Source organism: Rathayibacter sp. AY1D9 (assembly GCF_002932395.1).
Taxonomy (GTDB): domain Bacteria; phylum Actinomycetota; class Actinomycetes; order Actinomycetales; family Microbacteriaceae; genus Rathayibacter.
The window spans coordinates 182134-207401 of record NZ_PSVQ01000001.1; the positions used below are offsets into that span (position 1 = coordinate 182134).

Sequence of the window (25268 nt, forward strand, 5' to 3'; positions counted from 1 at the left end):
TGCAGTGTGCAGCGCCGATCCCGTCCCTCGCGGTCCGGATCAGCCCGCCGGACTCGGAGAGGGAGAGGGGGTCGAGGACTCCGCCTCGAGCGTCGAGGTGACGAAGGAGACGAACGCCGCCGCGTCGTCCGGCTTCCCCGTGTACTGCTCGCCGTTCACCAGCACGGTGGGCGTCGACTCGAGCTTCGGCAGCGAGGAGTTCGCGAGGGGGAGCGAGGTGGCCCGCTCGGTCGCGGCCTTCACCCAGGGCCGGAACTCGCCCCCGGTCATGCAGGCGAGGACGTCGTCGTCGGTGACGCCCGCTCCGGTCACCAGCGCCCGCAGAGCGTCGTCGTCGAGGCCCGTCGTCCCCTCCGCCGGCTGCTGCGCGAAGAGCGCCGCGTTCACGGCGAGGAAGCGGTCCGGATCCTCGTCGGCGACGCACGCGGCGGCGTTCGCGGCCCGGCTGGAGTACTCGGAGCCGGCCGAGGAGGAGTCGAGGATCGCCACCGGGTGGATCTCGAGCGTGATCGCCCCCTTCGTCAGCCACGACTGCAGCTGCTCGGCGTTCGCCTTCTCGAACTGCCCGCAGTACGGGCAGAGGTAGTCGACGTAGAGGTCGACGGCGACGACTCCGCCCGCACGCGTGGCGCTCTCATCGGTCGGGACGGGGGATGCTCCCGGAGCGATCGCCGCGCTCGTCGTCGCCGTCACGGCCGAGCCGTCGCCCGCGAGGACGATGCCGTCGCTGAGCATGTTCGCCGGGCCGGCGCTCGCGACCTCCTGCTGCGACCAGACGTTCCAGCAGACCAGGGCCACGACCGCGAGGAGCCCGACGACCGCTCCGCCCTGCCCGAGCAGCCGGTTCCGGCGCCGCCGGCGCCTCTCGGCTTCGCGGCGCTCCCGCGCCTGCGCTCGGGCGAGCTCCTGGCGCTCGCGCTTGGTCAGGCCGCTTCTCGCACTGTTCCCGGACATCGCCGACGACGCTACGGGCGGAGGCTTCGGCGCGCCGTGGAGTGAGCCCGCCGGATCCTGGGACGGAGTGCGGGTCCTCTCAGGGATCAGGCGAAGAGGCCGGAGCCGAGGAAGTCGGTCTCGTCGCGAGCACCGGGCGGCACCGCGAACACGGCCGAGCCGACGTGCTTCACGTACTCGTTCAGTGCGTCCGTCGCGAGGTTCCGCTGCACGGTGACGAACTGCTCCGGGGAGCGCTGGAACGAGAGGAAGAACAGCCCCGCGTTCAGGCGTCCGAGCTCGTCGTTGCCGTCGACGAAGTTGTAGCCGCGGCGCAGGAGCCGCACTCCGTTGTTCACGCTCGGATGCGCGAGGCGCACGTGCGACTCCTGATCGATCAGCGGGGCACCGGTGGCGCCGGCCGCTGCGAAGTCCGGCTCGGTGGACTCCGTGCCGCCCGAGAGCGGGGCTCCGGACCCCTTGCTGCGGCCGATGACCCGCTCCTGCTCGCCCAACTGGCTGCGGTCCCACGTCTCGATGATCATCCGGATCTTCCGCGCGACCAGGTAGCTGCCGCCGACCATCCACGCGGGGCCGTCGGAGGAGGGGACCCAGACGTGCTCCTGGACGGCGTCGGCCTCCTCGGACTTCACGTTCGCCGTGCCGTCCTTGAAGCCGAACAGGTTGCGCGGAGTCGCCTGGGCGGTGGACGTCGAGGAGGTGCGGCCGAAGCCGAGCTGCGACCAGCGGAGCGAGGCCCGGCCGAACGCGATCCGGCTCAGGTTGCGGATGGCGTGCACGGCGACCTGCGGATCGTCGGCGCAGGCCTGGATGCAGAGGTCGCCGCCGCCGGCCGACGGGACGAGCGCGTCGCCGCGGAAGCGGGGCAGGGCCTGCAGCTGCGGAGGCCGGCGGTCGGCGAGGCCGAAGCGGTCGGCGCCGGACTCGTCCGTGAAGAGGGTGGGTCCGAAGCCGACCGTGACGGTGAGGGACGCGGCGTCGAGCCCGAGCGCCTCTCCGGTGTCCTCCGGGGGAGCCGTGTCCGGCCCGTCCACCGCGCCGTTCTCGCCGACCTCGAGGCCCTGGGTCATCCGGGAGGCGGCGAGCGTCCAGTCCTTCAGGAGCTCGACGAGGTCCTCGCGCGTGGTGCCCGCGGCGAGGTCGAACGCGGCGAAGTGCAGCCGGTCCTGCGCGGCGGTGGTGATGCCCGCCTGGTTCGCGCCGAAGAACGGCACGGTGCGCGGGGCGGAGGAGGCCGTCGCGCTCGCGGACGATGTGACGGCCACCGTGCCGCCCACTCCGGCGGCCAGCCCGGCCGTCCCCGCCGAGACGAGGCCGAGCAGCCCGCGCCGCGAGAGGCGGCGGGGTTCGTCGGCGGGCTGCTCGGACTCCGTCGGCCGGGCTCCCTCGTGCTGCTCGGCGTCCACTATGCGGTCGGCTCCTCGACGCCCAGCACCGTGTGGGTCAGCTGCGAGAGCGGCTCGGAGAGAGCGTTGACCGCGTCCGAGAGCTCCTTCTTCTGCTCCGCGGTGAGAGTGGAGTACGCGGCGAAGCCGGAGTCGATCGAGCCGTACTGCGCGAGCAGAGCGTCGAGCTCGGAGAACCGCTGCGTGATCCGTCCGGTGAGGTCGGCGCCCTCGTCGCCGCTGGCGGTCGCGATCGGCTCGACGTTGCCGAACGCCACCTCCGCGCCCTGGACGTTCGCGGCGAAGTCGGTGAGGTCGGTGCTCGACCACCAGTCCTCCTCGCCCGTGATCTTGCCGGCCGCGACCTCGTCGAGCAGGCCGATGGCGCCGTTGGAGATGTCGCCCACCGAGACGGTGAAGCCGGGCGCGTTCACGAGGTCGGCCAGGCTCTGCACGTCGTCGACGAGGCCCTGGCCGAACTGCGCGCGCTGCTCGGGAGTGGAGGGCGCCCAGTCGAGGAGCGCGCTCGTGCCGTCGGAGTTGAGCGCACCCTCCGCGGGGGCCCACAGGTCCTTCTCGATGCGGTGGAAGCCGGTCCAGTCCAGGCCCTCGGCGACGGCGTCGACCTCGCGGTAGTCGATGCGCGGGTCGAGGTCGCCGAACGCCTCCGCGGTCGGCTCGATCCGCTCGTAGAAGACGCGGGTCGACGCGAAGAGGCCGCGCGCCTTCTCGTCGTCGCCGGCCTCGTAGGCCTGGGCGAACTCGGCCACCGCGGGGAGCAGTTCGCCCACCTGCGACTTCACGTACGCCACGTAGTTGGTGACCGCCGCCTCCGTCGCCGCCTTCTCGTCCGCCGACTGCGCGGTGGCCTCACCGGTCACGGTGAACTCGCTCAGCCCGACCGGGGCGCCGACCTGCTGGAACTTGCAGGCGGTGTAGTAGGTGCCCGGCTCGAGCTGAGCGACGTAGGAGACGCTCTGGCCCGGGGTCACGTTCTCCTTCTCGCCCACGATCCGCAGCTTGTCCTCGGCCAGGATCTCGAACTCGTTGACGTCCGAGCCGCCGTTGGTCAGTGAGAACGTCACCGCTCCCGCCTCGGCGGTCGCCGTCGACACCTCGCAGGCGTCGTCCCTGATCGCGACGTCGAGCGCGACGGAGGAGGAGGACGCGGGGGTGTTCGGCACGCAGCCCGTGAGGATCAGCGCCAGGGCGCCGGCTCCGGCGAGGCCGAGGGTGACGCGGGGGAGGGTGGGACGAGCGCGCGAGGACATGCTTCTCCTGGATCGGGGCGAGTGCGCCGGCGGTGCCGGAGCGGGTCAGACGGAGGTGGGAGCGGGAGCGGCGACCGGGGCCGCGCTGCCCCGTCGCGGGCCGCGCAGGCGGACCTGGCGGACGAACAGGGCACCGACGACGACGAGGTAGAGCAGCCAGGCGGCGAACTGCAGAGCGGTCGGCTCGGGCGTGTAGTTGAAGAGGCCGCCGACCACGGCGGTCACGGGCGGCGGGAGGATCGGGCCGAGCGAGAACAGCGGGGTGCCCCAGCCGGGCAGGAGCGACGCCTCCTGCAGGTCGCCGACGCCGTAGGAGAGGACGCCGGCCGCGACGAGGATGAGGAAGCCGCCCGTCCAGGTGAAGAAGCGCCCGAGGTCGATCCGGACGAAGCCCCGGAAGATCAGGTACGCGATGACGACCGAGCTGAGGATGCCCAGCAGCGCGCCGACCGTGCCGACCCACGCGCTGGATCCGGACCCCGCACTGCTCGAGGACACGCTCGCCCAGACGAAGAGCGCCGTCTCGATGCCCTCGCGGCCGACGCTGATGAAGCCGAGGACCACGATGCCGAGGGCCGACCCCGCGACGGCGCCGTCGAGCCGGGACTCGAGGTCGCCCTTGAGGCTGCGGGCGTTCGCGCCCATCCAGAAGATCATCCAGGTGACCAGCCCGACCGCGAGGATCGAGAGGCCGCCGCCGATGAGCTCCTGGGCCTGGAACGACAGGGTCGAGGGGCCCCAGGTGAGGATCGCACCGGTGACGAGCGAGATCGCGATCGCGGCGGCGATACCGGTCCAGAGCCGCGGCAGCACGTCGCGCCGGCCGAGCTTGGTCAGGTAGGCCACGAGGATGCCGACGACGAGGCCGGCTTCGAGGCCTTCGCGGAGGCCGATGAGGTAGTTTGCGAGCACGCGTGTTCTCTTGGTCGATGGTGGACGAGGAGGGGGCGACTCCCGCCCCGAGTCGATCCGGTCGGCGGGGCTCCGTTGTTCGGTAAGCCTTGCCTAACCCGGCTCGACTGTAGTCCGCTGCCCGGTCGCTGTCCAGAAGCGCCCGCAGCGGAGGCCGCGCAGGACGAGAGGCGGAGAGTGGACGCGGGCCGGGACGCAGCAGCGGAGCGGGTGGTGGCGGTGCACGCCCACCCCGACGACGAGACGATCACCATGGGCGGAACCCTGGCGCGGCTGGTGGCACAGGGCGCCTCCGTGACCGTCGTCACCGCCACGCGGGGCGAGTGCGGCGAGGTCATCCCCGAGGACCTCGCTCCGCTCGAGGGCTCGGCCGAGCTGGCCGCGCACCGGACGACCGAGCTCGTCGTCGCCCTGACGGCACTCGGCGTCGCCGACCACCGCTTCCTCGGCGAGGCGGGCGCCCGCGCACCCGGCCTCGCTCCGCGCGTCTACCGGGACTCCGGCATGCAGTGGGGCACAGGCCGCGTCCCGGTGCCGCTCGAGCCGGTGCATCCCGCGTCCTTCACCGCCGCGCCCGAGGACGAGGAGGTGGCGGATCTCGTCGCCGTCCTCCGGCAGGTCGACGCGGGCGTCGTGCTGTCCTACGACGCGGGTGGCGGCTACGGCCACCCGGACCACGTCCGCACCGCCCGGGTCGCCGAGCGCGCCGCCGAGCGCCTGGGCCTGCGCTTCCTCGCCGTCCTCCCCGACGCGGCCCCGCCCCTCCCCGGGGACGTCGTGATCGAGCTGTCCGCCGAGGACCACGCCCGCAAGCGCGCGGCCCTCGAGGCGCACGCGACGCAGCTGGTGGTCGAGGGCGACGAGGCCCGGCTCTCGAGCGGTCCGCCGTTCCCCATCGGCCGCATCGAGCGCTTCCGCCCGGTCGCGCAGGCGGGGCGTCCGGCGCCGCTGCCGGAGGAGCGTCCGACGCTGGGATCGCGCGTGCTGTCGGGCGTCGCCGGAGTCCTGGTCGGCGCGGTGGTCGGAGCGATCACGACCGTCGCCCATCAGAGCACCGTGTCGGTCGGCGGTGTCGTCCTCCCGGTCGGCCTCGCCGCCTCCCTCGCCGGCGTGCTGCTGCTCCTGCTCGGGCTGCGCCTCGTGCTCATCGACCGGTTCGTCGCGTTCTGCACCGCGATGGGCCTGCTCGGGATGATCGGGCTGCTCGCCCTGCGCAGCACCGGCGGATCCGTCCTCGTCCCGGCGAACGGCCTCGGCGTGGCCTGGACCTTCCTCCCCGCCCTCATCGCCCTCGTCGTGATCGCCTGGCCGCGGCTGCGGGCGGCCGCTCCCGCCGCCGCCCCGCGGCCCGCGGACGCCGACGCCCCGTCGGCCCCCGTACGATAGACACACTGTTCGAAGGGACCTGGAGCACCGTGACCTACGTGATCGCACTTCCGTGCGTCGATGTCAAAGACCGCGCCTGCATCGACGAGTGCCCGGTCGACTGCATCTACGAAGGCGAGCGCTCGCTCTACATCCACCCGGACGAGTGCGTGGACTGCGGTGCCTGCGAGCCGGTCTGCCCCGTCGAGGCGATCTACTACGAGGACGACCTCCCCGAGGAGTGGTCCGACTACTACAAGGCCAACGTCGAGTTCTTCGACGAGATCGGCTCCCCGGGTGGAGCCGCCAAGGTCGGCGTGATCGCGAAGGACCACCCGGTCATCGCGGCGCTGCCTCCGCAGAGCCACTGAGGCCGCTCCCGTGGCCCTCGGCGCGCTGCCCGACTACCCCTGGGACCTGATGGCGCCCTTCGCCCGCACGGCGGCGGAGCACCCCGGCGGGATCGTCGACCTGTCGATCGGCTCGCCGGTGGACCCGACGCCCGCCCCGATCCGCGACGCGCTCGCCCGCGCGACGGACTCGCACGCGTACCCCACGACCGTGGGCACCCCCGCTCTGCGCGAGGCGATCGCCGCCTGGTACGCGCGGCGGCGCGGAGTCGAGGGCCTCGGGATCGACGAGGTCCTGCCGACGATCGGCTCCAAGGAGCTCGTCGCCTGGCTGCCCTTCCTCCTCGGACTCGGGGAGGGGGACGTGGTCGTGCATCCGCGCGCCGCCTACCCGACGTACGCGATGGGCGCGGCGATCGCCGGCGCCGAGGCGCTCGCCTCCGACGACCCGGCCGAATGGCCCGCGACGACCCGCCTGGTCTGGCTCAACTCTCCCGGCAACCCCGATGGCGCCGTGCTCGACGTGCCCGCCCTGCAGCGCGCCGTCGCGCGTGCCCGTGAGCTGGGGGCCGTGATCGCGGGGGACGAGTGCTACGCCGAGCTCGGCTGGGACGGCCGCTGGGCCGACGAGCCGATCCCGAGCGTCCTCGACCCGCGCGTGGTGGGGGAGGACCGCACCGGGGTCCTCGGCGTCTACTCGCTGAGCAAGCAGTCGAACCTCGCCGGCTACCGCGCCGCCTTCGTCGCCGGGGACGCGGCCCTGATCGCGCGCCTGGTGACCGTCCGCAAGCACGCGGGCATGATCGTGCCCGGTCCGCTGCAGGAGGCGATGATCGTCGCCCTCGCCGACGACGAGCACGTCGCCGCGCAGAAGGAGCGCTACCGTTCCCGCCGCGACCGCCTCCGGCCCGCCCTCGAGTCCGCGGGCTTCCGGATCGACCGCAGCGAGGCCGGCCTCTACCTGTGGGCGACCGAGGGCCGCGCGGCCTGGGAGTCCATCGACCGGCTCGCCCGCCTCGGCGTCCTCGCGGGCCCCGGCGTCTTCTACGGGGAGGGCTTCCCCGAGCACGTGCGCCTCTCGCTGACGGCCTCCGACGAGCGGATCGACGCGGCCGTCGAGCGCCTGTCCGGCGGCCTCTGAGGCGCTCGACCCGGCCGATCCTGGCGGGTTCCGACAAGGACCCGGCCCCAGCGCTGGGCGATGTCACAGTGCCCCCGCTTTGCCCATAGGCTGTATGTGGTTCGGTCGACGGCGCCTCGCGAGGCCCCGGCTGCACCACGATCCAGACCCGGCGCCGCCCGCTCCGCGCGAGCGCTCCCCGGGTGCGACCGCGACGACCTGGGAGGCGTTGTGACCGAATCCGGCACGCAGAGCGACGGAACCGCGACGGTGGGCTCCACGGAGCCCGCGACCGGGAGCGCCACGACGCCGCCTCCCGCGCCGGCGGAGCAGGAGCTCCCCGAGAAGGTCACGCTCACCTTCGGCGACCGCACCGCGGACTTCCCGGTCCTGCGCAGCGTCGACGGCTCCTCGAGCATCGACTTCTCGACCCTGTCGAAGCAGACCGGCTTCATGTCGCTCGACTACGGCTTCGTGAACACGGCGGCGACCAAGTCGCAGATCACCTACATCGACGGCGACCAGGGGATCCTCCGCTACCGCGGCTACCCGATCGAGGAGGTGGCCACCAACGCGACCTACCTCGAGGTGGCCTGGCTCCTCATCTACGGCGAGCTGCCGACGGCCGACGAGCTCGCGGGCTTCGACGAGCGCATCCGCCGCCACACGCTCCTCCACGAGGACCTCAAGCGCTTCTTCGACGCGCTCCCTCACAGCGCGCACCCCATGTCGGTGCTCTCGGCCGGAGTGTCGGCCCTGTCGACGTACTACGAGGACAGCTCCAACCCGAAGGATCCGGAGGCTGTGGAGCTCACCACGATCCGCCTCCTGGCGAAGCTGCCCGTGATGGCGGCGTACGCCCACAAGAAGGCGATCGGCCAGGCGTTCCTCTACCCGGACAACTCGCTGAGCTTCGTCGACAACTTCCTCCGCCTCAACTTCGGCACGATGGCCGAGCAGTACCAGGTCGACCCGGTGCTCTCGAAGGCGCTCGACCGCCTCCTGATCCTCCACGAGGACCACGAGCAGAACGCGTCGACGTCGACCGTCCGCCTCGTCGGCTCCACCGAGGCGAACCTCTACGCCTCCGTCTCGGCCGGCATCAACGCCCTGTTCGGCCCTCTGCACGGCGGAGCGAACGAGGCGGTGCTCACCATGCTCGGCCGGATCCGCGAGTCGGGCGAGAGCGTGTCGACGTTCGTCGAGCGGGTGAAGAGCAAGGAGGAGGGCGTGCGCCTGATGGGCTTCGGCCACCGGGTGTACAAGAACTACGACCCGCGCGCGAAGCTGGTCAAGGAGAGCGCCTCCGAGGTCCTGCAGGCCCTCGGCGTGAAGGACCCGCTGCTCGACATCGCGATGGAGCTCGAGGCCCTCGCTCTCGAGGACGACTACTTCAAGGAGCGGCGCCTCTACCCGAACGTCGACTTCTACACGGGCGTCATCTACAAGGCGATGGGCTTCCCGACCCGGATGTTCACCGTGCTCTTCGCGATCGGCCGCCTGCCCGGCTGGATCGCCCACTGGCGCGAGATGAACACCGACAAGCAGACCAAGATCGGCCGCCCGCAGCAGCTCTACATGGGGTCGCCCGAGCGCCACTGGCCGACCGACCGCTGACCGGTCCCCGAGAGCCCGTCCCCGCCGGGGGCGGGCTCTCGCTGTGCAGCGCACCCGCCTCTCGTCAGCCGTCCGAGGCTCGAACCTCTTCTTCGAGGCGGGACGCAGAGCGGCGTGGTCGCCGCGGACTCGATCAGCACGGTTCGTCCCGGGGTGCCGCCTGCTGGGCCCGGCGGCGCCGGACGCCCGTCCTCAGGCGTGCAGGGCGGCGTTCAGCTCGATGCCGGCGCCGGTGCGGGGGAGGACCTCGACAGCTCCGGTGAGTGAGTTGCGGCGGAAGAGCAGGTTCGGCACGCCCGAGAGCTGCACGGCCTTCACGGTCTGCGGGGCGCCGTCGGCGCGCGGCGCTCCGCCGACCACGACGACCTTGGTGCCGGCGGTCACGTAGAGGCCGGCCTCGACGACGGTGTCGTCGCCGAGGGAGATGCCGATGCCCGAGTTCGCACCCAGCAGCGCCCGCGCGCCGATCGAGACGCGCTGCACTCCTCCGCCCGAGAGGGTGCCCATGATGGACGCGCCTCCGCCGATGTCCGAGCCGTCGCCGACCACGACGCCCTGCGAGATGCGCCCCTCGATCATCGAGCTGCCGAGGGTCCCGGCGTTGAAGTTGACGAAGCCCTCGTGCATCACCGTCGTGCCGGGTGCCAGATGCGCCCCGAGGCGGACGCGCGAGGTGTCCGCGATGCGCACCTTCGCGGGGGTGACGTAGTCGGTCAGCCGCGGGAACTTGTCGATCCCGGTGGCCTGGATGCCGTGGCGCCGGAGCGAGGGCCGCAGGCGGGTGAACGACTCCGGCGAGACCGGACCGGCGTTCGTCCACACCACGTTCGGCAGGTGCGCGAAGACGCCGTCGAGGTTCACCTCGTTCGGGCGGACCAGGAGGTGCGAGAGCAGGTGCAGCCGCAGGTAGGCGTCGGACGTGGAGGCGGGCGGCGCCTGCACGTCGATCTGCAGGGTGACCACGTCGATGCGGACCTCGCGGCGCGGATCCTCGCCGGCCTGCTCCTCGAACTCCGCCGGCACGATCCAGGGGTCGCGGCCGGCCGGGATGGTGCCGAGGCGCGGCTCCGGGAACCAGGTGTCGAGGACGGTGCCGTCGGCGGCCACGGTGGCGAGCCCGTATCCCCAGGCGGAGGCGGGCGCGGAGGAGTCTGCGGAGTGCTCGAGGGTCATGCCGATCAGGGTAGCGCGGAGCGTCCGGCCGCTACCCTGGGGCGCATGGCCGATCCGACCACCGCCCCTCCGCTCGATCTGCGCACCGATCCGGTCGCCCTGACGCGGATCCTCTGCGACATCCCGTCCGTCTCGGGCGACGAGCTCGAGATCGCGGACGCTGTGCAGTGGGCGCTCGAGCAGTACGACCACCTCGAGGTCATCCGCGACGGCCACACCGTCGTGGCGCGGACGAACCTCGGCCTCGCCCAGCGCGTCGTGATCGCCGGGCACCTCGACACGGTGCCGGTCAACGGCAACCTGCCCGTCGTCGCCGAGACGATCGACGGCGTCGAGCACCTGGTCGGCCGCGGGACCGTCGACATGAAGGCCGGAGTGGCGGTGCAGCTCGTCCTCGCCGCCGAGCTCTCCGATCCGGCCGTCGACATCACCTGGATGTGGTACGACAACGAGGAGGTCGCAGCGGACCTCAACGGCCTCGGCCGTCTCTCCCGGCACCGCCCCGACCTCTTCTCCGCCGACTTCGCCGTGCTCGGCGAGCCGACGAGCGGAGCAGTGGAGGGCGGCTGCAACGGGACGCTCCGGGTCGACGTGGTCACCCGCGGCGTCCGCGCCCACTCCGCCCGCAGCTGGGTCGGCGAGAACGCGATCCACGCGGCCGCGCCGATCCTCGACCGCCTCGCCGCCTACGTGCCGCGCGAGGTCGAGGTCGAGGGCCTCGTGTACCGCGAGGGCGTCAACGCCGTGCGCGTCACCGGCGGGGTCGCGGGCAACGTGATCCCGGACCTCTGCACGGTGCAGGTCAACTACCGCTTCGCCCCCGACCGGTCCGGGGAGGAGGCGCTCGCCCACCTCGAGGAGCTCTTCGAGGGGTTCGAGGTGACGGTGGACGATCTGGCCGAGGGCGCCCGCCCGGGGCTGGACGCACCTCTGGCCCAGGCCTTCCTCGCGGCCGTCGGAGCCGAGGCGAAGCCCAAGTACGGCTGGACCGACGTCGCGCGGTTCTCCGCCATGGGCATCCCGGCTGTCAACTACGGACCGGGCGACCCGCTCCGGGCCCACGCCGACGACGAGCGCGTGGCGGTGCATGAGATCACCGAGTGCACCGAGGGCCTCCGCCGCTGGCTGACCGCGTCCTCGTGAGCGCGACCGCCACGGCCGTCCCCGTCCGCCTCCGCCTGCGCCTGGTCCCGTGGTGGGCGCGCGTCCTCCTGGTGTACATCGCGACCCGCGTGGTCACGACGGTGATCCTGCTGCAGTTCGCCGCGCACCAGCTCGCGAACCCGTGGACCGGACCCTCCCCGTCCTACTCGGCCTTCGCGTCGATGTGGGACGGCCGCTGGTACGAGATCATCGCGGCCACCGGGTATCCCGGCTTCCTGCCGATCACGCAGGACGGCCACGTGGGGGAGAATGCCTGGGCCTTCATGCCGCTCTACCCGGGCGTCGTGAAGGCGCTGATGGCGCTCACCGGCCTCACCTGGGCTCCGGCCGCCGTGACCGTCTCCGTCCTGTGCGGAGCCGGAGCCTGCCTCGTCCTGTACCGCCTCTTCCGGCACTCCCTCGGCGAGTCGCAGTCGCTGACGGCGGTGCTGCTGTTCTGCGTGGCGCCGACCTCGCCGCTGATGCAGCTCGCCTACGCGGAGTCGATGGCGATGCTCCTGACCGCGGTCACGCTCCTCCTCCTGGTGCGGCGGCGCTGGCTCGCGGTCGTGCCCGTCGTGCTGCTGCTGGGCCTGACCCGGCCGAGCGGGCTCGCCTTCGCCGCCGCGCTCGGCCTGTACGTCGTCTACCGGTTCGTCCGGCGCCGCACGGAGCCGTTCCCGCGGTCGGAGTGGCTGCCGGCCGTGGGCCTGACGGCGTGGGGGCTCGTGGTCGGCTTCCTCTGGCCCGCCGTGGCGTGGGCCGTCACCGGGTCGATGACCGCGTACACCGACACCGAGCTGGCGTGGCGTGCGGTCTACATCGGCTACCAGGAGCTGCTCCCGCTGACCCCGTGGTTCCAGGGCGGCGCCTGGTGGGGCTCGTGGTGGTTCGGGGCCCCGGCCGTCGGCGTCGTGCTGGTGGTGCTCCTCCTGGCTGCGTTCGTCGGGATCCTCGCCGCACCGTGGACACGGCGGCTCGATCTCTTCAGCCGGGCCTGGGTCGCCGGGTACGGCGTCTACCTGCTGGCGTTCTTCTTCCCGCAGTCGAGCACCTTCCGGCTGCTGGGCCCGATGTTCCCGCTCGTCGGAGTGCTGGCGGTGCCGCGCTCGCCGGTCTTCCGCGTCGCGCTGGTCCTGCTCGGGATCGGCGGCCAGATCGTCTGGATCTCGATCTGCTGGGCCGTCGCCGGATCGGACTGGACTCCGCCGTGATCGTGCCGCGCGCCCGCCCGGCGCGGTGCTCCTCCGGGGACTCCCGACTCCCGCACGGGTATGCTCGTCGGAATGTCTCCCCTCACGCCAGCCGGTGAGCCGCGACACGCGTCGCCCCTCCTCCGGCCGACCCGCCGGCGAGCCGCGGCGACACCCGCCCGCTCCCCGCTGACGACCGCCTCCGCCTCCTCGACGGACCGCGGGCCTCTCGCGTGAGCGCCACCGCGATCGCGCCGGAGACGGAGGACGCCTCTCCGTCCCGCTCCCGCTGGGGTCTGCTCCGGAGGATCCCGTGGTGGATCCAGGTGCTCCTGGTCTTCGCTGTGTCCCGGGTCGTCACGACCGTGATCATGCTCCGTGTCGGCGCCGTGCGTCAGGGCGTCGAGTGGACGGGACTGCGCGACACCTACGTCCGGTTCGCGACGACGTGGGACGGCGGCTGGTACGAGCGGATCGGGATGACGGGGTACCCGTCGGTCCTGCCGCTCTCGCCGTCCGGAGCCGTGGAGCAGAACCCCTGGGCGTTCATGCCCGTCTACCCGTTCACCGTCCGCGGCCTGATGAACATCACCGGGCTCGACTGGGCGAACGCGGCGGTGCTCGTCGCCCTGGTCTGCAGTGCAGCGGCGTGCCTGGTGATCTACCGGCTGTTCCGCGTCTCGCTCAGCGAGGGCCAGGCGCTGATGGGGATCGTCTTCTTCTGCGTCGCTCCGACGTCCCCGATCCTGCAGATCGGCTACGCGGAGTCCGGCGGCATCCTCCTGACGGCCGTGCTGCTCCTCCTGCTGGTGCGCCGCAAGTGGATCTGGACGTTCCCCGTCGTGCTGGTCGTGGGGCTCCTGCGCCCGAGCGGTCTCGCGATCGCGGCGATGACGGGCCTCTACTTCCTCTACCGCGTCTGGCGGCACGTGCGCGGCACCGAGCCGTTCGCCCGCCGGGAGTTCGCCTTCACGGTCTCCCTCACGGTCTGGTCCCTCGCGGTGGGGTTCGCCTGGCTGCTCATCGCCTGGGCCGTGACCGGCTCCTTCACCGCGTACACCGACACCGAGCTCGCCTGGCGCAGCGTCTTCATCGGCGAGGGCGAGCTCATCCCCTTCACCTCCTGGTTCGCCGGCGGGGGCTGGTGGGGAGGCCTCTGGTTCGGCTCGCCGATCACGGGCATGGGCATCACCGTCGTGGTGGTGCTCGGATTCCTGGCGATCCTGTTCTCGCGGGCCACGCGCAGCCTCGACGTCTTCTCGCGGCTCTGGGTCGGCGGCTACGCGATCTACCTCTTCGCGTTCTTCTACCCGCAGTCGAGCACGTTCCGCATCCTGATGCCGATGTTCCCGCTGGCCGGGGCGCTCGCGGTGCCGCGGTCGACCCTCCTGAGGGTGTTCGTGGTGGCCGCATCGATCGTCGGGCAGATCGTCTGGGTGCTGCTGTGCTGGGTGTTCACCCCGGGCGACTGGTCCCCGCCGTGATCGGCTGACGCCCGACTTCCGGGCGCGGTTCGGAACACCCCCGCGGATGCACGATAATAGGGGGATACGTCACGAAAGGGGAACTCTATGGCGGCCATGAAGCCGAGGACCGGAGACGGACCGATGGAGGCTGTTAAGGAGGGCCGACTCATCGTCGTGCGCGTTCCGCTCGAAGGAGGCGGACGCCTCGTCGTCTCGGTCAACGATGCAGAGGCGAAAGAGCTGCACGACGCGCTCGCGTCGGTGGTGTCTCCCGCCTGATCCGCACCGTCGTGAACGCCCGTCGCACACCGTGCGGCGGGCGTTCCGTCTGTCGCCGGTCGGCCGCGCTCGTCAGGCGCGGCGCTTGTTGGCCTGCAGCAGGCCGTCGCCGATCGGCGAGAGCACGCTGACCACGGCGGGGGAGGCGCAGACCTCGGCCACCAGCGTGCGGAACGCCGTCGCGATCTCGTCGCGCTGCGCGGGGTTGGCCACGCGTCCGCGCCAGAGCGCGTGGGGGACGAGGACCGTCCCGCCCGGACGGACGAGCCGCAGCGCGTGCTCGACGTTCTCGATGACCTGCAGCGGATCGCCGTCGACGAAGACGATGTCGTAGGAGTTCTCGTTCATGCGGGGCAGCACCTCGAGGGCGCGGCCCGGGATGAGCCGGAGCCGGTTGGGCGAGATGCCCGCCTCGTGGAACTGGGCGCGCGCGTGCTGCTGGTGCACCGCCTCGGAGTCGATCGAGGTGAGCATGGCCTCGGGGGCGCCGTCGAGCAGCCACAGGCCGCTCACTCCGGTGCCGGTGCCGATCTCGATGATGGAGGTCGCGCGCGCCGCGGCGGCGACCAGCGCGGCCTGCGCGCCGATCGAGGGGGAGACGGCGTCGATGCCCAGCTCGACCGAGAGCCGGCGGGCCGAGGCGATGGCCTCCGACTCGACGACCGCGTCCTCGGCGTACTTCCAGTTGGCATCCTTGTCGGACACGGGGGCGCTCCTCTGATCGGTGCACCGGGCGGATCGCGCCCGGGCATCGTCAGGGTACGGTGGCGCGCGGGCTCCGCGAGGGAGGCGCGGCGGGTTAGTGTTGTCCTCGTGTTCGGTCTGACGTTCGACAAGCTCCTCATCATCGGGGTCATCGCTGTCTTCGTGCTGGGTCCCGACCGCCTCCCGCACTACGCCGCCCAGCTCGGGCAGCTCGTGCGCAAGGTGCGCGGATTCGCCACGCAGGCCCGGGAGCGCGTCAAGGACGAGATGGGCGACGAGTTCAACGACGTCGACTGGAAGAAGCTCGACCCGCGCCAGTACGATCCCCGCCGCATCATCCGCGACGCCCTGCTCGAGGACGATCCGGCCCCCACCGTGAAGCCGCCCACCGCTGTCGCGGCTCCGGTCGTGCCGGGCGGCACCGGCTCCGCGCAGGACAGCTACTACACGACGATGCAGCGCTCCGTCTCGTCCGGCACGCTCTCGAGCGTCGCGCCGCCGCCGATCGACTCCGAGGCCACCTGAGCCCTGCTCCGCGAGGAGCGTCGGGCGGGCGTCTCGACCGACGCCGCCCGCACGAAGCCGCGCGGAGGCGTCAGTCGACGGCGAGCGGAAGACGACGGCCGGTCAGTCCCCGCGGCCGCGCGGCGAGCGTCGCCGCCAGGGCGTCGATCGCCCGGGCGGCAGGATCCTCCGGATCGCCGACGACGACGGGCACGCCCTCGTCGCCCCCCGCCCGCAGCGCGACGGAGATCGGCAGCGACGCGAGCAGCGGCACCTCGTCGCCCGTCGCGGTGAGCCGACGCGCGACCTCGGCCCCGCCTCCGCTGCCGAAGAGCTCCAGCACCGAGCCGTCGGGCTGCGGAAGCCCCGACATGTTCTCGACCACTCCGACGATGCGCTGACCCGACTGGCGGGCGAGCGCGCCGCTGCGCTCGGCCACGTCGGCGGCCGCCGGCTGCGGCGTGGTGACGATGAGGACCTCCGCATGGGGGAGCAGCTGCCCGATGGAGATCGCCACATCCCCCGTGCCGGGAGGCAGGTCGAGCAGGAGCACGTCGAGGTCGCCGAAGTACACGTCGGTGAGGAACTGGGAGATCGTGCGGTGCAGCATGGGCCCGCGCCAGGAGACGGCCGCCCCCCGGGTGTCGCCCTCGAGGAACATCCCGATCGAGATGACCTTCACGCCGTGCGCCACCGGCGGCAGCATCAGCTCGCCGACGCGGGTGGGTCCCGCGACGCGCCCGTCGTGCATCAGGCCGAGCAGGCCGGGGATGGAGAAGCCGTGCACGTCGGCGTCCACGAGGCCGACCGCGAGCCCCCGCTGAGCGAGGGCGACCGCGAGGTTGGCGGTGACGGTCGACTTGCCGACGCCGCCCTTGCCGCTGGTGACCGCGTACACGCGGGTGAGCGAGTCCGGGCCGAAGGGCATGCTCCGGCGGCCGCCCTGGAGGCGTTCGGTGAGGGCGGTGCGCTGCGCCGGCGTCATGACTCCGACCACGACGTCGACCGCCGTGACTCCGGGAGCCGAGGCCGCGGCCTCGCGTACGTCGCGCTCGATCGCGGAGGCGGCCGGGCAGCCGACGATGGTCAGCCGGATCGCGACGCGGACCGCTCCGTCGACGGCCGCCTCGACCGACTCGAGCATGTCGAGCTCGGTGATGGGCTTCCGGATCTCCGGATCGACGACCCGGGCCAGCGCCGTCCTGACGGCGGTCTCGATGGCGGCGACGTCAGGCATCGCGCCGCTCGGGCTCCTGCGCCCGATCCTTCTCGAGCTCCTCGAGCAGGCCGCGCAGCTCCGAGCGGATGAAGTCCTTGCTCGCCATGTCGCGGATCGCCAGGCGCAGGGCCACGACCTCGCGCGCGAGGTACTCGGTGTCCGCGAGGTTGCGCTCGGCCCGCTGCCGGTCCTGCTCGATCTGCACGCGGTCGCGGTCGTCCTGTCGGTTCTGCGCGAGCAGCAGGAGCGGCGCGGCGTAGGAGGCCTGCAGCGAGAGGATCAGCGTCAGCACCGTGAAGCCGAGGGCCTGAGAGTCGAAGCGAGCGTCCGCGGGCCCGTAGGTGTTGAACATCAGCCAGAAGACGCAGAAGATCGTCATCCCGACCAGGAACCACGGCGTGCCCATGCCGCGGGCGAACGACTCGGTCAGGCGGCCGAAGCGGTCGCTGCTCGGGCGGTTCCGCCGCGAGAGGACGCGGGTGCGCAAGCCCTTGGGAGCGTCCAGGCGCCGGTCCTGCTTGGTGTCCCTAGCCACGCGCGCCCCTCCGTCCCCGTCGTGTCCTGCCTGTCGCCGCGGGTGCCGGCGGCACGAGCGGGACGCCCTGCGTCGCCGTCGTCACCGGCTTCCTCGGTTCGTCGTCGTCGCCGTGGCTGCGCCAGTCGTCGGGGAGGAGGTAGTCGAGGACGTCGTCGATGGTCACGACGCCGACGAGGCGGTGGGACGCGTCGACGACGGGCACCGAGACGAGGTTGTAGCTGGCCAGGATCCGGGCGACCTCGGCCGCCGAGGTCTCGGGCGTGATCGGGTCCATGCTCTGGTCGAGCAGGGTGCCGAGGCGCTCGTGCGGCGGGTAGCGGAGCATCCGCTGGAAGTGCACCATGCCGAGGAAGCGGCCGGTCGGCGGCTCGTAGGGCGGCAGCGTGACGCAGACGGCGGCGCCGAGGGCCGGGGCGAGCTCGTGGCGGCGGATGAGGGCGAGACCCTCGGCGACGGTCGCCTCGGAGGAGACGATGATCGGCTCCGTGGTCATCAGACCGCCGGCGGACTCCGGAGCGTAGGTGAGGAGCATGCGGACGTCGTCCGCCTCCTCCGGCTCCATCAGCTCCAGGAGCGCCTCGCCGCGCTCCTCCGAGAGCTGGGCGATCAGGTCGGCCGCGTCGTCCGGCTGCATCTGGTCGAGGACGTCGGCTGCGCGGTCGTCGTCGAGCCGGCCGAGGATCTCGACCTGCTCGCTCTCGGGCATCTCCTCGAGCACGTCCGCGAGGCGGTCGTCCGAGAGCTCGCCGGCGACCTCGAGCATCCGCTGCTGCGGCAGATCGAGGAGCGTGCTGGCGAGGTCGGCGGGCTTGAGCTCGGAGAGGCTGGCGACGTACTGCTCGGCGGACTGCGCCTCGGTCGAGACGCTCTCGCGGACCTCGCGCCAGCCGGCGAAGGCGGTCGCGCCCTTGGCGAAGGGGGAGGGGCTGGTCTTGGGCCGGCGGACGAAGAGCTGCGCGAGCTCCCACTCGCCGGGAGCGGCCTCCTCGATCGCGACGTCCTCGACGACCGCGTCACCGGAGCCGTCCACGAAGCTCACCCGGCGGCCGAGGAGCTCGGCGATGACGCGGACCTCTCCGCCCCGCTGCTCGAAGCGGCGCACGTTGATGAGCCCGGTGGTGATGATCTGGCCGCTGCCGATGCTGGTGACCCGGCCGATCGACACGAAGACCCGACGGCGCCCGGGGATCTCGACCACCAGGCCGACCACCCGCGGGGCGTCGTTCTGCCGGTAGACCAGGAGCACGTCGCGGACCTTGCCGACGCGATCGCCGGCCGGGTCGAAGACACTGCATCCGGCCAAGCGCGCGACGAAGACTCTGGCGGAACTCACGGCTACAAACCTAGTCCCGTGCAGCCGGGCGGACGCCGAGCGTTCCCGGCTCGCCCTCGGCCGGTTCTCCGAATCCGTTCAGAGACCTTCAAGTGGCCTGTGCGATTCTGTCCGGGTGACTCAGCAGACGCCGTTCAGCGGCCGAGGGCCGGCCTTCCCCACGATCCCGCGCGGGGAGATCCTCGCCACGTTCGACACGTACCAGGAGGCGCAGGCCGCCGTCGACGTGCTCGCCCGCGCCGACTTCCCGGTGCGCCAGCTCGCCATCATCGGCAACGAGCTCAAGAGCGTCGAGCGGGTGACCGGCAAGCTGACCTGGGGCCGCGTCGCCCTCGCCGGAGCGGCCTCCGGCGCCTGGCTCGGCGTCTTCCTGGGCCTCTTGCTCATCATCTTCTCGCCGACGACGGAGCTCTCCTTCCTCATCGCGGCGGTCCTCCTCGGCGCCGGCTTCGGGATGCTCTTCGGGCTCGCCTCCTACGCCGTGAACCGCCGCCGTCGCGACTTCACCTCGACCATGCAGGTGATCGCGACCAGTTACTCCGTGCTCGTGGACCCCGAGGTGGTCAACCGCGCGCGCAACCTGCTCGACGGCGGCCCCTCCCCGGCGGAGGCGCCGCAGACGACCTGGGCTCCGCCGCCCGCCGCGGTCGGCGACCCGCAGCCGCAGCCCGTCCGCCCCGAGGACGACCCGCGCTGACGATCCTCCACGAAGGCCCCCGGTCCGCCCGGGGGCCTTCGTCGTTCCGGGGGTGGGGCGGCTCAGGCGGAGCCGACGGGCGGGAGGACGATGTCGACCGCGAGACCCCGGGGGGAGCGATTGACCAGGGCGACCGTCCCGCCGGCCGAGAGCACGGTGGTGTGCACCAGGGCCAGCCCCAGACCGCTGCCGCCGGAGGCGAGGGTCCGGGAGTCGTCCGGGCGGGAGAAGCGGTCGAAGGCGACCGGGATGAAGGCGTCGGGCATCCCCGGTCCGTCGTCCGAGACGCTGAGCATCAGGCGCCCGTCCGACTGCGAGAGGGAGGCGACGATCATGCCGCCGCCGTTCATCGCCTGGATCGCGTTCCTCACGAGGTTGTCGATCACCCGGCCGAAGTCCTGGGACGCGACCGCGTAGAGCCGGGCCGGCTCGCGCTCGTCGATCTCGTAGTCGATCTCCACCCCCGACTCCGAGGCGAGCAGACGGGTGCGGTCGACGGCGCCCACCAGCTCGTCGACGAGCTCGGCGAAGGGAGCGGTCGGGCGGACGGTGCGGCTCTCGATGCGCGAGATGTCGAGCAGGGCGGACGCGAGGCGCACGAGCCGGTCGACGCTCTTCTGCGCGTCGAGGATGACCCGGTCGACCGCGACCGGATCGTCGACGCGGTGGTGGGCGATCTCGAGCTGCGCGGAGAGCGCGGCGAGGGGAGTGCGGAGCTCGTGGCTCGCATCCGACACCATCTGCTTCTCCCGGGCCAGCGACGCGGTCTGCTTGGTCAGGAACGCGTTCAGCGTCACCGCGAGCTCGTCGATCTCGTCGCGCGTGCCGACGACCGGGAGCTGGTCGCCCTGCCCGGGCTCGGCGGCGATCTGATCCGCGCGCGCCCGCATCCGGCGCACCGGGGCGAGGGCCGCGCCCGTCAGGATCCACGAGGCGAGCCCGAACGTGACGACGAGGAAGATCGCGGCGTAGACGAGCACGTGGGCGAAGTCGTCGAGGACGAGCTGCGACGCGGCCTGATCGCGGGCGGAGGCGACCTGCCAGACGCCGCGATCGCTCTCGATGGCCGTGAAGCGGACCAGGTAGCTGCCGTTCGCCGTCGTCACGTCGGCGTACCGGGGCGAGGTGTCGGCCGGCTCCTCCGCCAGAGCGCTGAGCACCTCGCCGCTCAGGCGCGAGGGCATGGTCGAGGTGCTGACGCTCCCGTCGGGCGCGAGAGCGAGGAACAGCTGGCCCGTCGACGAGCCCTGCGTGCGCGGGACGTTGCCCGCCGAGATGTCGCGGCGCACCTCGTCCTCGATCGACATCAGGATCGTCCGCTCGCTGCGGTCGACGATGCCGGTGACCACCTGGTAGAAGAGCAGCGCCGCGAGCGCGAAGAGTGCGGTCGCCACAGCGACCGTTCCCACGGTGATCCTCGCGCGGATCGAGAGCGCGCCGACCCGGCGGCGTGCCGTGCTCATCCGCGACACGGGCTACTCGACCGGGCGGAGGAAGTAGCCCTTGCCGCGGACGGTCACGATGCTGACGCCCGTGTCCTCGGTCGGGAGCTTCTTGCGCAGGTAGCTGACGTACTGGTCGACGATGTTGTTGTCGACGATCTCGCCGCCGCCCCAGATCTCGGAGAGGATCCGCTGGCGGGTCACGACGGAGCCGACGGGAGTGATGAGGAGCTTGAGGAGCTCGAGCTCCTTCGGGCTGACGTGGATGCGCGAGCCGTCGGCGGTGCGCCGGATGCTCGATCCGTCCACGGTGATGCGTCCGACGTCGATCGAGGTGGACATCAGCGACGGGCTGCGGCGCAGGAGGGCCCGGAGGCGCGCGTTGAGCTCGGTGAACGCGAACGGCTTGGTCAGGTAGTCGTCCGCTCCGGCGTCGAGGCCGAAGACGCGGTCCTCGATCGCGTCCCGCGCGGTCAGCAGCATGATCGGCGTGGGCCGGCCGAGCTCGCGGATCCGGCGGCAGATCTCGAAGCCCGACATCGCCGGCAGCATGACGTCCACGATGGCGGCCGAGAACTCGGCGTTGCTGAACGCGACGAGCGCGTCGATGCCGTTCGTGGTCAGCACGGCCTCGTAGCCGGCGTCTTCGAGGCCGCCGACGAGGGCCTCACCCATGGCTGGATCGTCTTCGACGACAAGGATCTTCACGCGCTCACCCTACGGCCCGGCTCCCAGGAGGACGCACTGGGCGGGCCGTGTGTCGATCGGATGCGGGATCGACCCATCCGATCGGCGCTGGGCGACGAATGAGGAGCAACAGACCGCTCGGGGGCGTGGCGGGAGAGGCGCGATCAGTGGCGCATTTCTACTCTTCTCTCCCCGTCGGCCCGATGATCCTGTTCGCGAAGTTCACCTCTACCGTCACCCGAAGGCGGCACAAAATGCTCAATATTCTTTCCATCTGGGCGCGTCTCGCGCTGTCGGTCCTCCTGTGGATCGTCCTTCTTCCCGTCATGCTCGTCCTGCTGCCGTTCCGCACGGGCAGGAGCGCCTCGCTCCCCGCCCTGCGACCGGTGCCGGTTCCCGCACCGACGGTGGCGATCGACACCCGGAGCACCAGCGGCGCGTACTAGGCCCACTTCCCGGTCGTTCCGGGCTCGACGCCCCGCTCCCATGAGCTCCGGCGTCGTCCGCCCACCGATCCCCGACGCCCGAACAGCCGTGCCTCTCTCCGCCAGGAGGGGGCGCTTCTGTTCGTCGTTCCCCGGGTCGATCCCGACTGACCGACAGATGTCGATTTCGGCTCCTCTCGATCGCGAGCCGCGTCAAGCCCTTCGCAGAATCTCAGGGACTGGCAATACAGTGCTCGCACATGGTTCACCGATCGGAAGTAACACGGATGCTCCGCGCCACGCTCGACACCGCTGGGATCCAGCTCGATTCGACCACGGGATCCCCCGTGCGCCCCGACACCCCGGTCTCGGTGGTCGCGTCGGCGCCTCAGAGCCTGATCTCGCGGATGCTCGGACGCCGCCGCTGCGAAGCCTGCGGAGCGGCCTCGGCCCGTCGCCGCGACGGCTTCTGCTCGGCCGACTGCGCCGGCACCTTCCACCTCTACGAGTGAGCCCGACCGGCCGAGTGCCGGTGGTGAACGTTCCGAAGGCCCGTGATCGACGATCGCGGGCCTTCGTGCTGTCTCGGGAGTGTCGGAGCGCCGGGTGAGGAGCGGGACGGTCGGACTCGGTCGCCCACCGGGTGACGCCGCTCGGTCCGTGATGGAGGGGTGCGCCTCGAGGGGCGTCGAGCACCGGAGCTGAGCGCCCGTGTGCGAGGAAGGAGAGCGGAGGACCGCGGATGTGCCCCCAGTAGGATTCGAACCTACGCCCCTGCCTCCGGAGGGCGAATGCAGCTCGCGGAATAGCACGGCCACCGGTCCCGAGCCGCGTCATTCCGGTGATCTACGGTCACCGTGATCTGCTCCGGTCACGTCAGTCCGACGTGAAGTGTGGGCAGAATGTGGGCACGGCCTCAGGACCCGTCGAACCAGCCCTTGCCGCGGCCTTTCCGCTGCGAGAGGCGCTCGATGCCGAGAGCGTCACGCAGCTCTCGTGACAGGGCGTCCGCGTCGTGCTTCCGCCCGTGGTGCCTCAGGTATGCGATCGCCCGTTCACCAACGGCCACCGCTGAGTCGAGCTGCCGCTGCAGACGATCCTCGACTGTCTCGCGCTTCGACCCGTCCGGCTCGTAGCCGCACCAGTCCCGCAACTGCGCAATCATCGGCTGAGTCTCCTCGCGATACACCTCGCGCAGTCGCTCTGCCGGGATGTGAACGGTCTCGCCCGGGTAGTACAGCGAGTCGGCAGTGCGGCCGTACGTGCACTCCTCGAGCGCTTCGGCCTCCATCTGCGCCGCCTTCGCGAGAACCTTGGCCGGCCGAGCCTTCGCGACGGCCTGGGCCATGCGGTAGACGCCGTCAATCGACATGTGGAGGCCCTCGTCGTCGCGGTAGTGCGGCAGCCCGTCGACGACGAGGGAGGCACTGATCCCCGTGATCCTCTCGAACTCCGCCTCGTCGCGGATGACGCCAACTGGGCTGCGCTCTTCTGCAATGTGCTCGGGCATCCCAGACATCGCGGTGGCGAGAGTGATGTCCTCGATGAGGGAGGTGCGACGGACCCAGATCGAGTCTTCGAGCTTCTCCCGCTCGAGGAACTCGTCGATCTCAGGCCACGGCGCGAGCAGCTTTCGACGTGTCACCCAACGCTGAAGGCCCTCGAAGCGGTCGTCGAGGAGTTCGATCTTCGCCTTCGGTGCGCCGGCGTTCGTGCCGATCGACAGGATCCGAGCCGCGACGGGCCGTTTCTTCGGGGTCTCTCTGTAGGCCCAGACCTCTCCGCGCTGCATGCGACTAGTTCAGCACGGCGCGGCGTTCGCCCACAGACGAGGGGTGGGAGGATCCGCGGCGCCGTGACACTATGGAGATACCGAGATCCGCCGCCTGAATAGTCTCCCCACGGTGTGTGCGTGCCCCACAGATGGGCTAGGGCGGCGGATCGCCCCTCACCTGAAGTGCCAGATGCTGCCTCGAGGCTGCCAGGTGCGGTTGCGGAAGCTGTCGAGTGAAGTCGCGTCGGCCGGCTTGTTCTTGCGGAACGCGTGGTTGATGGCGCCGGCGGTCATGTCAGCCAGCTGAATCATCGAGTTCTGCTTCGAGTCCGTGAACGACACTTCTCGGATCGTCCCGGGCTCCCGGCGGTTGACGGCGTCGCGGAAGTACCGCTTGTCCTCCACGCCGAACGCCTTGGTGTCCTCGCCGTCGACGAAGACCTTGGCGTCCCGCACCGTTCCGAACGTGTGGGTCAGGAGCTGCATGATGGCGTAGCTCTTGAGCGACGACGGGTTCTCCCGGAGGTGGGGCCGGTAGATGTTCGCCTTGTCGATCACGATCGCGCGCACCGAGTAGGTGGCCGGCCGACAGCAAGCGAAGAAGCATGCGCGGTTGAGCTCGCGGGTCTTCGCGTACTTGAACTCTCTCGTGCGCCGGTTCATGGTGCGGCATCCCGCGATCATCTCGGCCGCTGCCTGGATGTCTTCGACGCTGCGGAAGACGACGGCCGCCATGACGAGGTGACTAGTCGAGCCGGAGCCGAACTTGAATCCCGCGTCGCCCGAGTCGTCGATGTACACCCACACAGGTTCCATACTGCGGGATACCGCCGACCGAGGCGCACCGTCAGGCGGCTCTGTGACGCGTCAGCCCCTTGGGCGGAGGAGGAGTGCCGCGCCCGCGTGAACGGTCGGGAGCATCTCAATCACTGGCTCTCCGGCGCCCCGTTCGTCCGGTCGCGGTCTCGCCATGTCTCGATCGAGTAGCAGTCGGGACCGAACTCATCCTGCTGGCACACCCGCACAGCGGCTTGGGCAGCCTCGGCGGTCTCGAAGATGCCGACGACGGTGGGGCTGGTCGCCCAGAGGCGGGTGACGGAGACGAGGTGATGCGCGGCGGTGGTCATACGTCCAGGGTGACGCGACGTCGCGACGGTCGGAGCGCCGGGCGCGAAACGGACCGCGGTGGCGCGCCTGCCCTCCTGCACCCTGTGGGGCTCCTTGCGTCCGGGAGTGCTCAGGCGGCGTGAAAGACCGCCACGGGGTCTGTCACCGGCTCCTGGCGGGCGTTGAGATTCAGGGTGCCCGGACGGCACGGGTTCGCGACGATCTTCCGGCGCAACCACTCGGTCAGGACCTCTTCGTCGATCTCCACGCGGTGCGTCCCGTAGCGCCGGCACGGCATGCCCTCGCGGAGCCAGGTCTGAATCGTGACGCGATGCCGCTTCACCCGCAGAGCAGCTCCCCGGACGGAGTACGCGGTCACGCTGCACGCTCCCCGAACCGCGACGCCCGCTGATTCGTAAGCTTCGTCCGCAGCCACAGCGTCAGGTCGTCCTCGCGGATCCTCACGTCGTACTCGGAGGGGCGCTCGTGAGGAAGGCCCTCGCGGAGCCATCGCTGGACCGTGACGCGATCGCGCTTGATGCGCTTTGCGGCCTGCCGGACGTTGAACGTGGAAGGGGCCTCGACCATGCAGCGATTCTGCACGATCGG

The 25268-nt window shown here is 71.5% G+C and carries 28 protein-coding genes; 12 read left to right on the top strand and 16 right to left on the bottom strand.

Features of this window, described 5'->3' with window-relative positions:
• Positions 1-39: 39 nt before the first annotated feature.
• From C5C50_RS00775 to efeU, 4 genes are all read right to left on the bottom strand, one after another.
• Positions 40-954: a thioredoxin domain-containing protein gene (locus C5C50_RS00775; RefSeq protein WP_104222979.1), complete on the bottom strand. Its 915-nt coding sequence runs from the start codon at positions 952-954 to the stop codon at positions 40-42.
• A gap of 86 nt (positions 955-1040) precedes the next feature.
• The gene (gene efeB / locus C5C50_RS00780; protein ID WP_104225546.1) at positions 1041-2360 is read right to left on the bottom strand and encodes an iron uptake transporter deferrochelatase/peroxidase subunit; all 1320 of its coding nucleotides are present in this window, start codon (positions 2358-2360) and stop codon (positions 1041-1043) included.
• Positions 2360-3610, bottom strand: coding sequence for an iron uptake system protein EfeO (efeO, locus tag C5C50_RS00785; protein ID WP_104272626.1), 1251 nt, complete (start codon positions 3608-3610; stop codon positions 2360-2362). The genes efeB and efeO overlap by 1 nt, the downstream gene beginning before the upstream one ends.
• Positions 3611-3655: 45 nt before the next feature.
• Positions 3656-4522 carry an iron uptake transporter permease EfeU gene (efeU, locus tag C5C50_RS00790; protein ID WP_104232741.1) on the bottom strand — a complete coding sequence of 289 codons (867 nt, stop codon included), beginning with the start codon at positions 4520-4522 and terminating at the stop codon, positions 3656-3658.
• Between the two features lie 177 nt (positions 4523-4699).
• Between efeU and C5C50_RS00795 the strand changes: the two genes are divergently transcribed.
• From C5C50_RS00795 to C5C50_RS00810, 4 genes are all read left to right on the top strand, one after another.
• A complete protein-coding gene (locus tag C5C50_RS00795; protein WP_146083675.1) occupies positions 4700-5908 on the top strand; it encodes a PIG-L family deacetylase in 1209 nt (402 codons plus the stop codon).
• Positions 5909-5937: 29 nt separating this feature from the next.
• Positions 5938-6258 carry a ferredoxin gene (gene fdxA / locus C5C50_RS00800; RefSeq protein ID WP_104222984.1) on the top strand — a complete coding sequence of 107 codons (321 nt, stop codon included), beginning with the start codon at positions 5938-5940 and terminating at the stop codon, positions 6256-6258.
• Between the two features lie 10 nt (positions 6259-6268).
• A complete protein-coding gene (gene dapC / locus C5C50_RS00805) occupies positions 6269-7378 on the top strand; it encodes a succinyldiaminopimelate transaminase (RefSeq protein ID WP_104246606.1) in 1110 nt (369 codons plus the stop codon).
• Between the two features lie 210 nt (positions 7379-7588).
• Positions 7589-8974 (top strand): citrate synthase, encoded by a 1386-nt coding sequence (locus C5C50_RS00810; RefSeq protein ID WP_258063160.1) that lies wholly within the window; start codon positions 7589-7591, stop codon positions 8972-8974.
• A gap of 192 nt (positions 8975-9166) precedes the next feature.
• On the opposite strand, the gene dapD is transcribed toward C5C50_RS00810, so the two are convergent.
• Positions 9167-10147, bottom strand: a complete 981-nt coding sequence (dapD, locus tag C5C50_RS00815) for a 2,3,4,5-tetrahydropyridine-2,6-dicarboxylate N-succinyltransferase (RefSeq protein WP_104246605.1) — start codon at positions 10145-10147, stop codon at positions 9167-9169.
• 45 nt (positions 10148-10192) lie between these two features.
• On the opposite strand from dapD, the gene dapE reads away from it, so the two are divergent.
• From dapE to C5C50_RS00835, 4 genes are all read left to right on the top strand, one after another.
• Positions 10193-11290, top strand: coding sequence for a succinyl-diaminopimelate desuccinylase (gene dapE / locus C5C50_RS00820; protein ID WP_104272627.1), 1098 nt, complete (start codon positions 10193-10195; stop codon positions 11288-11290).
• Complete coding sequence (locus C5C50_RS00825) at positions 11287-12504, top strand: hypothetical protein (RefSeq protein ID WP_258067584.1); 1218 nt, start codon at positions 11287-11289, stop codon at positions 12502-12504. Before dapE ends, C5C50_RS00825 begins: the two co-directional genes overlap by 4 nt.
• A gap of 212 nt (positions 12505-12716) precedes the next feature.
• Entirely contained in the window at positions 12717-13967 is a 1251-nt protein-coding gene (locus C5C50_RS00830; RefSeq protein WP_104222988.1) for a hypothetical protein, read from the top strand.
• Between the two features lie 87 nt (positions 13968-14054).
• Positions 14055-14228 (top strand): DUF3117 domain-containing protein, encoded by a 174-nt coding sequence (locus C5C50_RS00835; RefSeq protein ID WP_068208299.1) that lies wholly within the window; start codon positions 14055-14057, stop codon positions 14226-14228.
• A 72-nt stretch (positions 14229-14300) separates the two neighbouring features.
• On the opposite strand, the gene C5C50_RS00840 is transcribed toward C5C50_RS00835, so the two are convergent.
• Complete coding sequence (locus C5C50_RS00840; RefSeq protein ID WP_104222989.1) at positions 14301-14933, bottom strand: O-methyltransferase; 633 nt, start codon at positions 14931-14933, stop codon at positions 14301-14303.
• A gap of 108 nt (positions 14934-15041) precedes the next feature.
• On the opposite strand from C5C50_RS00840, the gene C5C50_RS00845 reads away from it, so the two are divergent.
• Positions 15042-15458, top strand: a complete 417-nt coding sequence (locus C5C50_RS00845) for a twin-arginine translocase TatA/TatE family subunit (RefSeq protein ID WP_146076468.1) — start codon at positions 15042-15044, stop codon at positions 15456-15458.
• Between the two features lie 70 nt (positions 15459-15528).
• Here C5C50_RS00845 and C5C50_RS00850 read toward each other — a convergent pair whose 3' ends face one another.
• From C5C50_RS00850 to C5C50_RS00860, 3 genes are read right to left on the bottom strand one after another with little or no spacing between them, the layout of a single operon-like run.
• On the bottom strand, positions 15529-16674 hold the full coding sequence (locus C5C50_RS00850; protein WP_104272628.1) for an Mrp/NBP35 family ATP-binding protein: 1146 nt from the start codon (positions 16672-16674) through the stop codon (positions 15529-15531).
• Entirely contained in the window at positions 16667-17191 is a 525-nt protein-coding gene (locus C5C50_RS00855) for a DUF1003 domain-containing protein (RefSeq protein WP_104222991.1), read from the bottom strand. Before C5C50_RS00855 ends, C5C50_RS00850 begins: the two co-directional genes overlap by 8 nt.
• Complete coding sequence (locus C5C50_RS00860) at positions 17184-18527, bottom strand: magnesium transporter MgtE N-terminal domain-containing protein (RefSeq protein WP_104225554.1); 1344 nt, start codon at positions 18525-18527, stop codon at positions 17184-17186. The genes C5C50_RS00855 and C5C50_RS00860 overlap by 8 nt, the downstream gene beginning before the upstream one ends.
• 115 nt (positions 18528-18642) lie before the next feature.
• Between C5C50_RS00860 and C5C50_RS00865 the strand changes: the two genes are divergently transcribed.
• Positions 18643-19224: a general stress protein gene (locus C5C50_RS00865; RefSeq protein WP_258067586.1), complete on the top strand. Its 582-nt coding sequence runs from the start codon at positions 18643-18645 to the stop codon at positions 19222-19224.
• Between the two features lie 62 nt (positions 19225-19286).
• On the opposite strand, the gene C5C50_RS00870 is transcribed toward C5C50_RS00865, so the two are convergent.
• The gene (locus tag C5C50_RS00870) at positions 19287-20687 is read right to left on the bottom strand and encodes a cell wall metabolism sensor histidine kinase WalK (RefSeq protein WP_146076469.1); all 1401 of its coding nucleotides are present in this window, start codon (positions 20685-20687) and stop codon (positions 19287-19289) included.
• A 12-nt stretch (positions 20688-20699) separates the two neighbouring features.
• Positions 20700-21374, bottom strand: coding sequence for a response regulator transcription factor (locus C5C50_RS00875; protein WP_258059273.1), 675 nt, complete (start codon positions 21372-21374; stop codon positions 20700-20702).
• A gap of 146 nt (positions 21375-21520) precedes the next feature.
• Between C5C50_RS00875 and C5C50_RS00880 the strand changes: the two genes are divergently transcribed.
• Positions 21521-21799, top strand: a complete 279-nt coding sequence (locus tag C5C50_RS00880) for a hypothetical protein (protein WP_104222995.1) — start codon at positions 21521-21523, stop codon at positions 21797-21799.
• A gap of 239 nt (positions 21800-22038) precedes the next feature.
• Entirely contained in the window at positions 22039-22290 is a 252-nt protein-coding gene (locus C5C50_RS00885) for a hypothetical protein (protein ID WP_146085216.1), read from the top strand.
• Positions 22291-22694: 404 nt separating this feature from the next.
• On the opposite strand, the gene C5C50_RS00890 is transcribed toward C5C50_RS00885, so the two are convergent.
• From C5C50_RS00890 to C5C50_RS00910, 5 genes are all read right to left on the bottom strand, one after another.
• Positions 22695-23570: a hypothetical protein gene (locus C5C50_RS00890; protein ID WP_104272630.1), complete on the bottom strand. Its 876-nt coding sequence runs from the start codon at positions 23568-23570 to the stop codon at positions 22695-22697.
• Between the two features lie 156 nt (positions 23571-23726).
• Positions 23727-24353 carry a DUF3800 domain-containing protein gene (locus tag C5C50_RS00895; RefSeq protein WP_181133865.1) on the bottom strand — a complete coding sequence of 209 codons (627 nt, stop codon included), beginning with the start codon at positions 24351-24353 and terminating at the stop codon, positions 23727-23729.
• Between the two features lie 125 nt (positions 24354-24478).
• On the bottom strand, positions 24479-24679 hold the full coding sequence (locus C5C50_RS00900; RefSeq protein ID WP_146085833.1) for a hypothetical protein: 201 nt from the start codon (positions 24677-24679) through the stop codon (positions 24479-24481).
• Positions 24680-24789: 110 nt separating this feature from the next.
• Complete coding sequence (locus C5C50_RS00905; RefSeq protein WP_104272633.1) at positions 24790-25038, bottom strand: hypothetical protein; 249 nt, start codon at positions 25036-25038, stop codon at positions 24790-24792.
• Positions 25035-25247, bottom strand: coding sequence for a hypothetical protein (locus C5C50_RS00910; protein ID WP_146085834.1), 213 nt, complete (start codon positions 25245-25247; stop codon positions 25035-25037). The genes C5C50_RS00905 and C5C50_RS00910 overlap by 4 nt, the downstream gene beginning before the upstream one ends.
• Positions 25248-25268 lie beyond the last annotated feature (21 nt).

Bases quoted from the DNA above. Each gene is read 5' to 3' on its own strand.
- C5C50_RS00885 (WP_146085216.1), top strand. From the start codon at position 22,039: ATGGTTCACCGATCGGAAGTAACACGGATGCTCCGCGCCACGCTCGAC.
- C5C50_RS00850 (WP_104272628.1), bottom strand. From the start codon at position 16,674: ATGCCTGACGTCGCCGCCATCGAGACCGCCGTCAGGACGGCGCTGGCC.
- C5C50_RS00910 (WP_146085834.1), bottom strand. From the start codon at position 25,247: ATGGTCGAGGCCCCTTCCACGTTCAACGTCCGGCAGGCCGCAAAGCGC.
- C5C50_RS00900 (WP_146085833.1), bottom strand. From the start codon at position 24,679: ATGACCACCGCCGCGCATCACCTCGTCTCCGTCACCCGCCTCTGGGCG.
- efeO (WP_104272626.1), bottom strand. From the start codon at position 3,610: ATGTCCTCGCGCGCTCGTCCCACCCTCCCCCGCGTCACCCTCGGCCTC.
- C5C50_RS00775 (WP_104222979.1), bottom strand. From the start codon at position 954: ATGTCCGGGAACAGTGCGAGAAGCGGCCTGACCAAGCGCGAGCGCCAG.
- C5C50_RS00835 (WP_068208299.1), top strand. From the start codon at position 14,055: ATGGCGGCCATGAAGCCGAGGACCGGAGACGGACCGATGGAGGCTGTT.
- dapD (WP_104246605.1), bottom strand. From the start codon at position 10,147: ATGACCCTCGAGCACTCCGCAGACTCCTCCGCGCCCGCCTCCGCCTGG.
- C5C50_RS00870 (WP_146076469.1), bottom strand. From the start codon at position 20,687: ATGAGCACGGCACGCCGCCGGGTCGGCGCGCTCTCGATCCGCGCGAGG.
- C5C50_RS00890 (WP_104272630.1), bottom strand. From the start codon at position 23,570: ATGCAGCGCGGAGAGGTCTGGGCCTACAGAGAGACCCCGAAGAAACGG.
- dapE (WP_104272627.1), top strand. From the start codon at position 10,193: ATGGCCGATCCGACCACCGCCCCTCCGCTCGATCTGCGCACCGATCCG.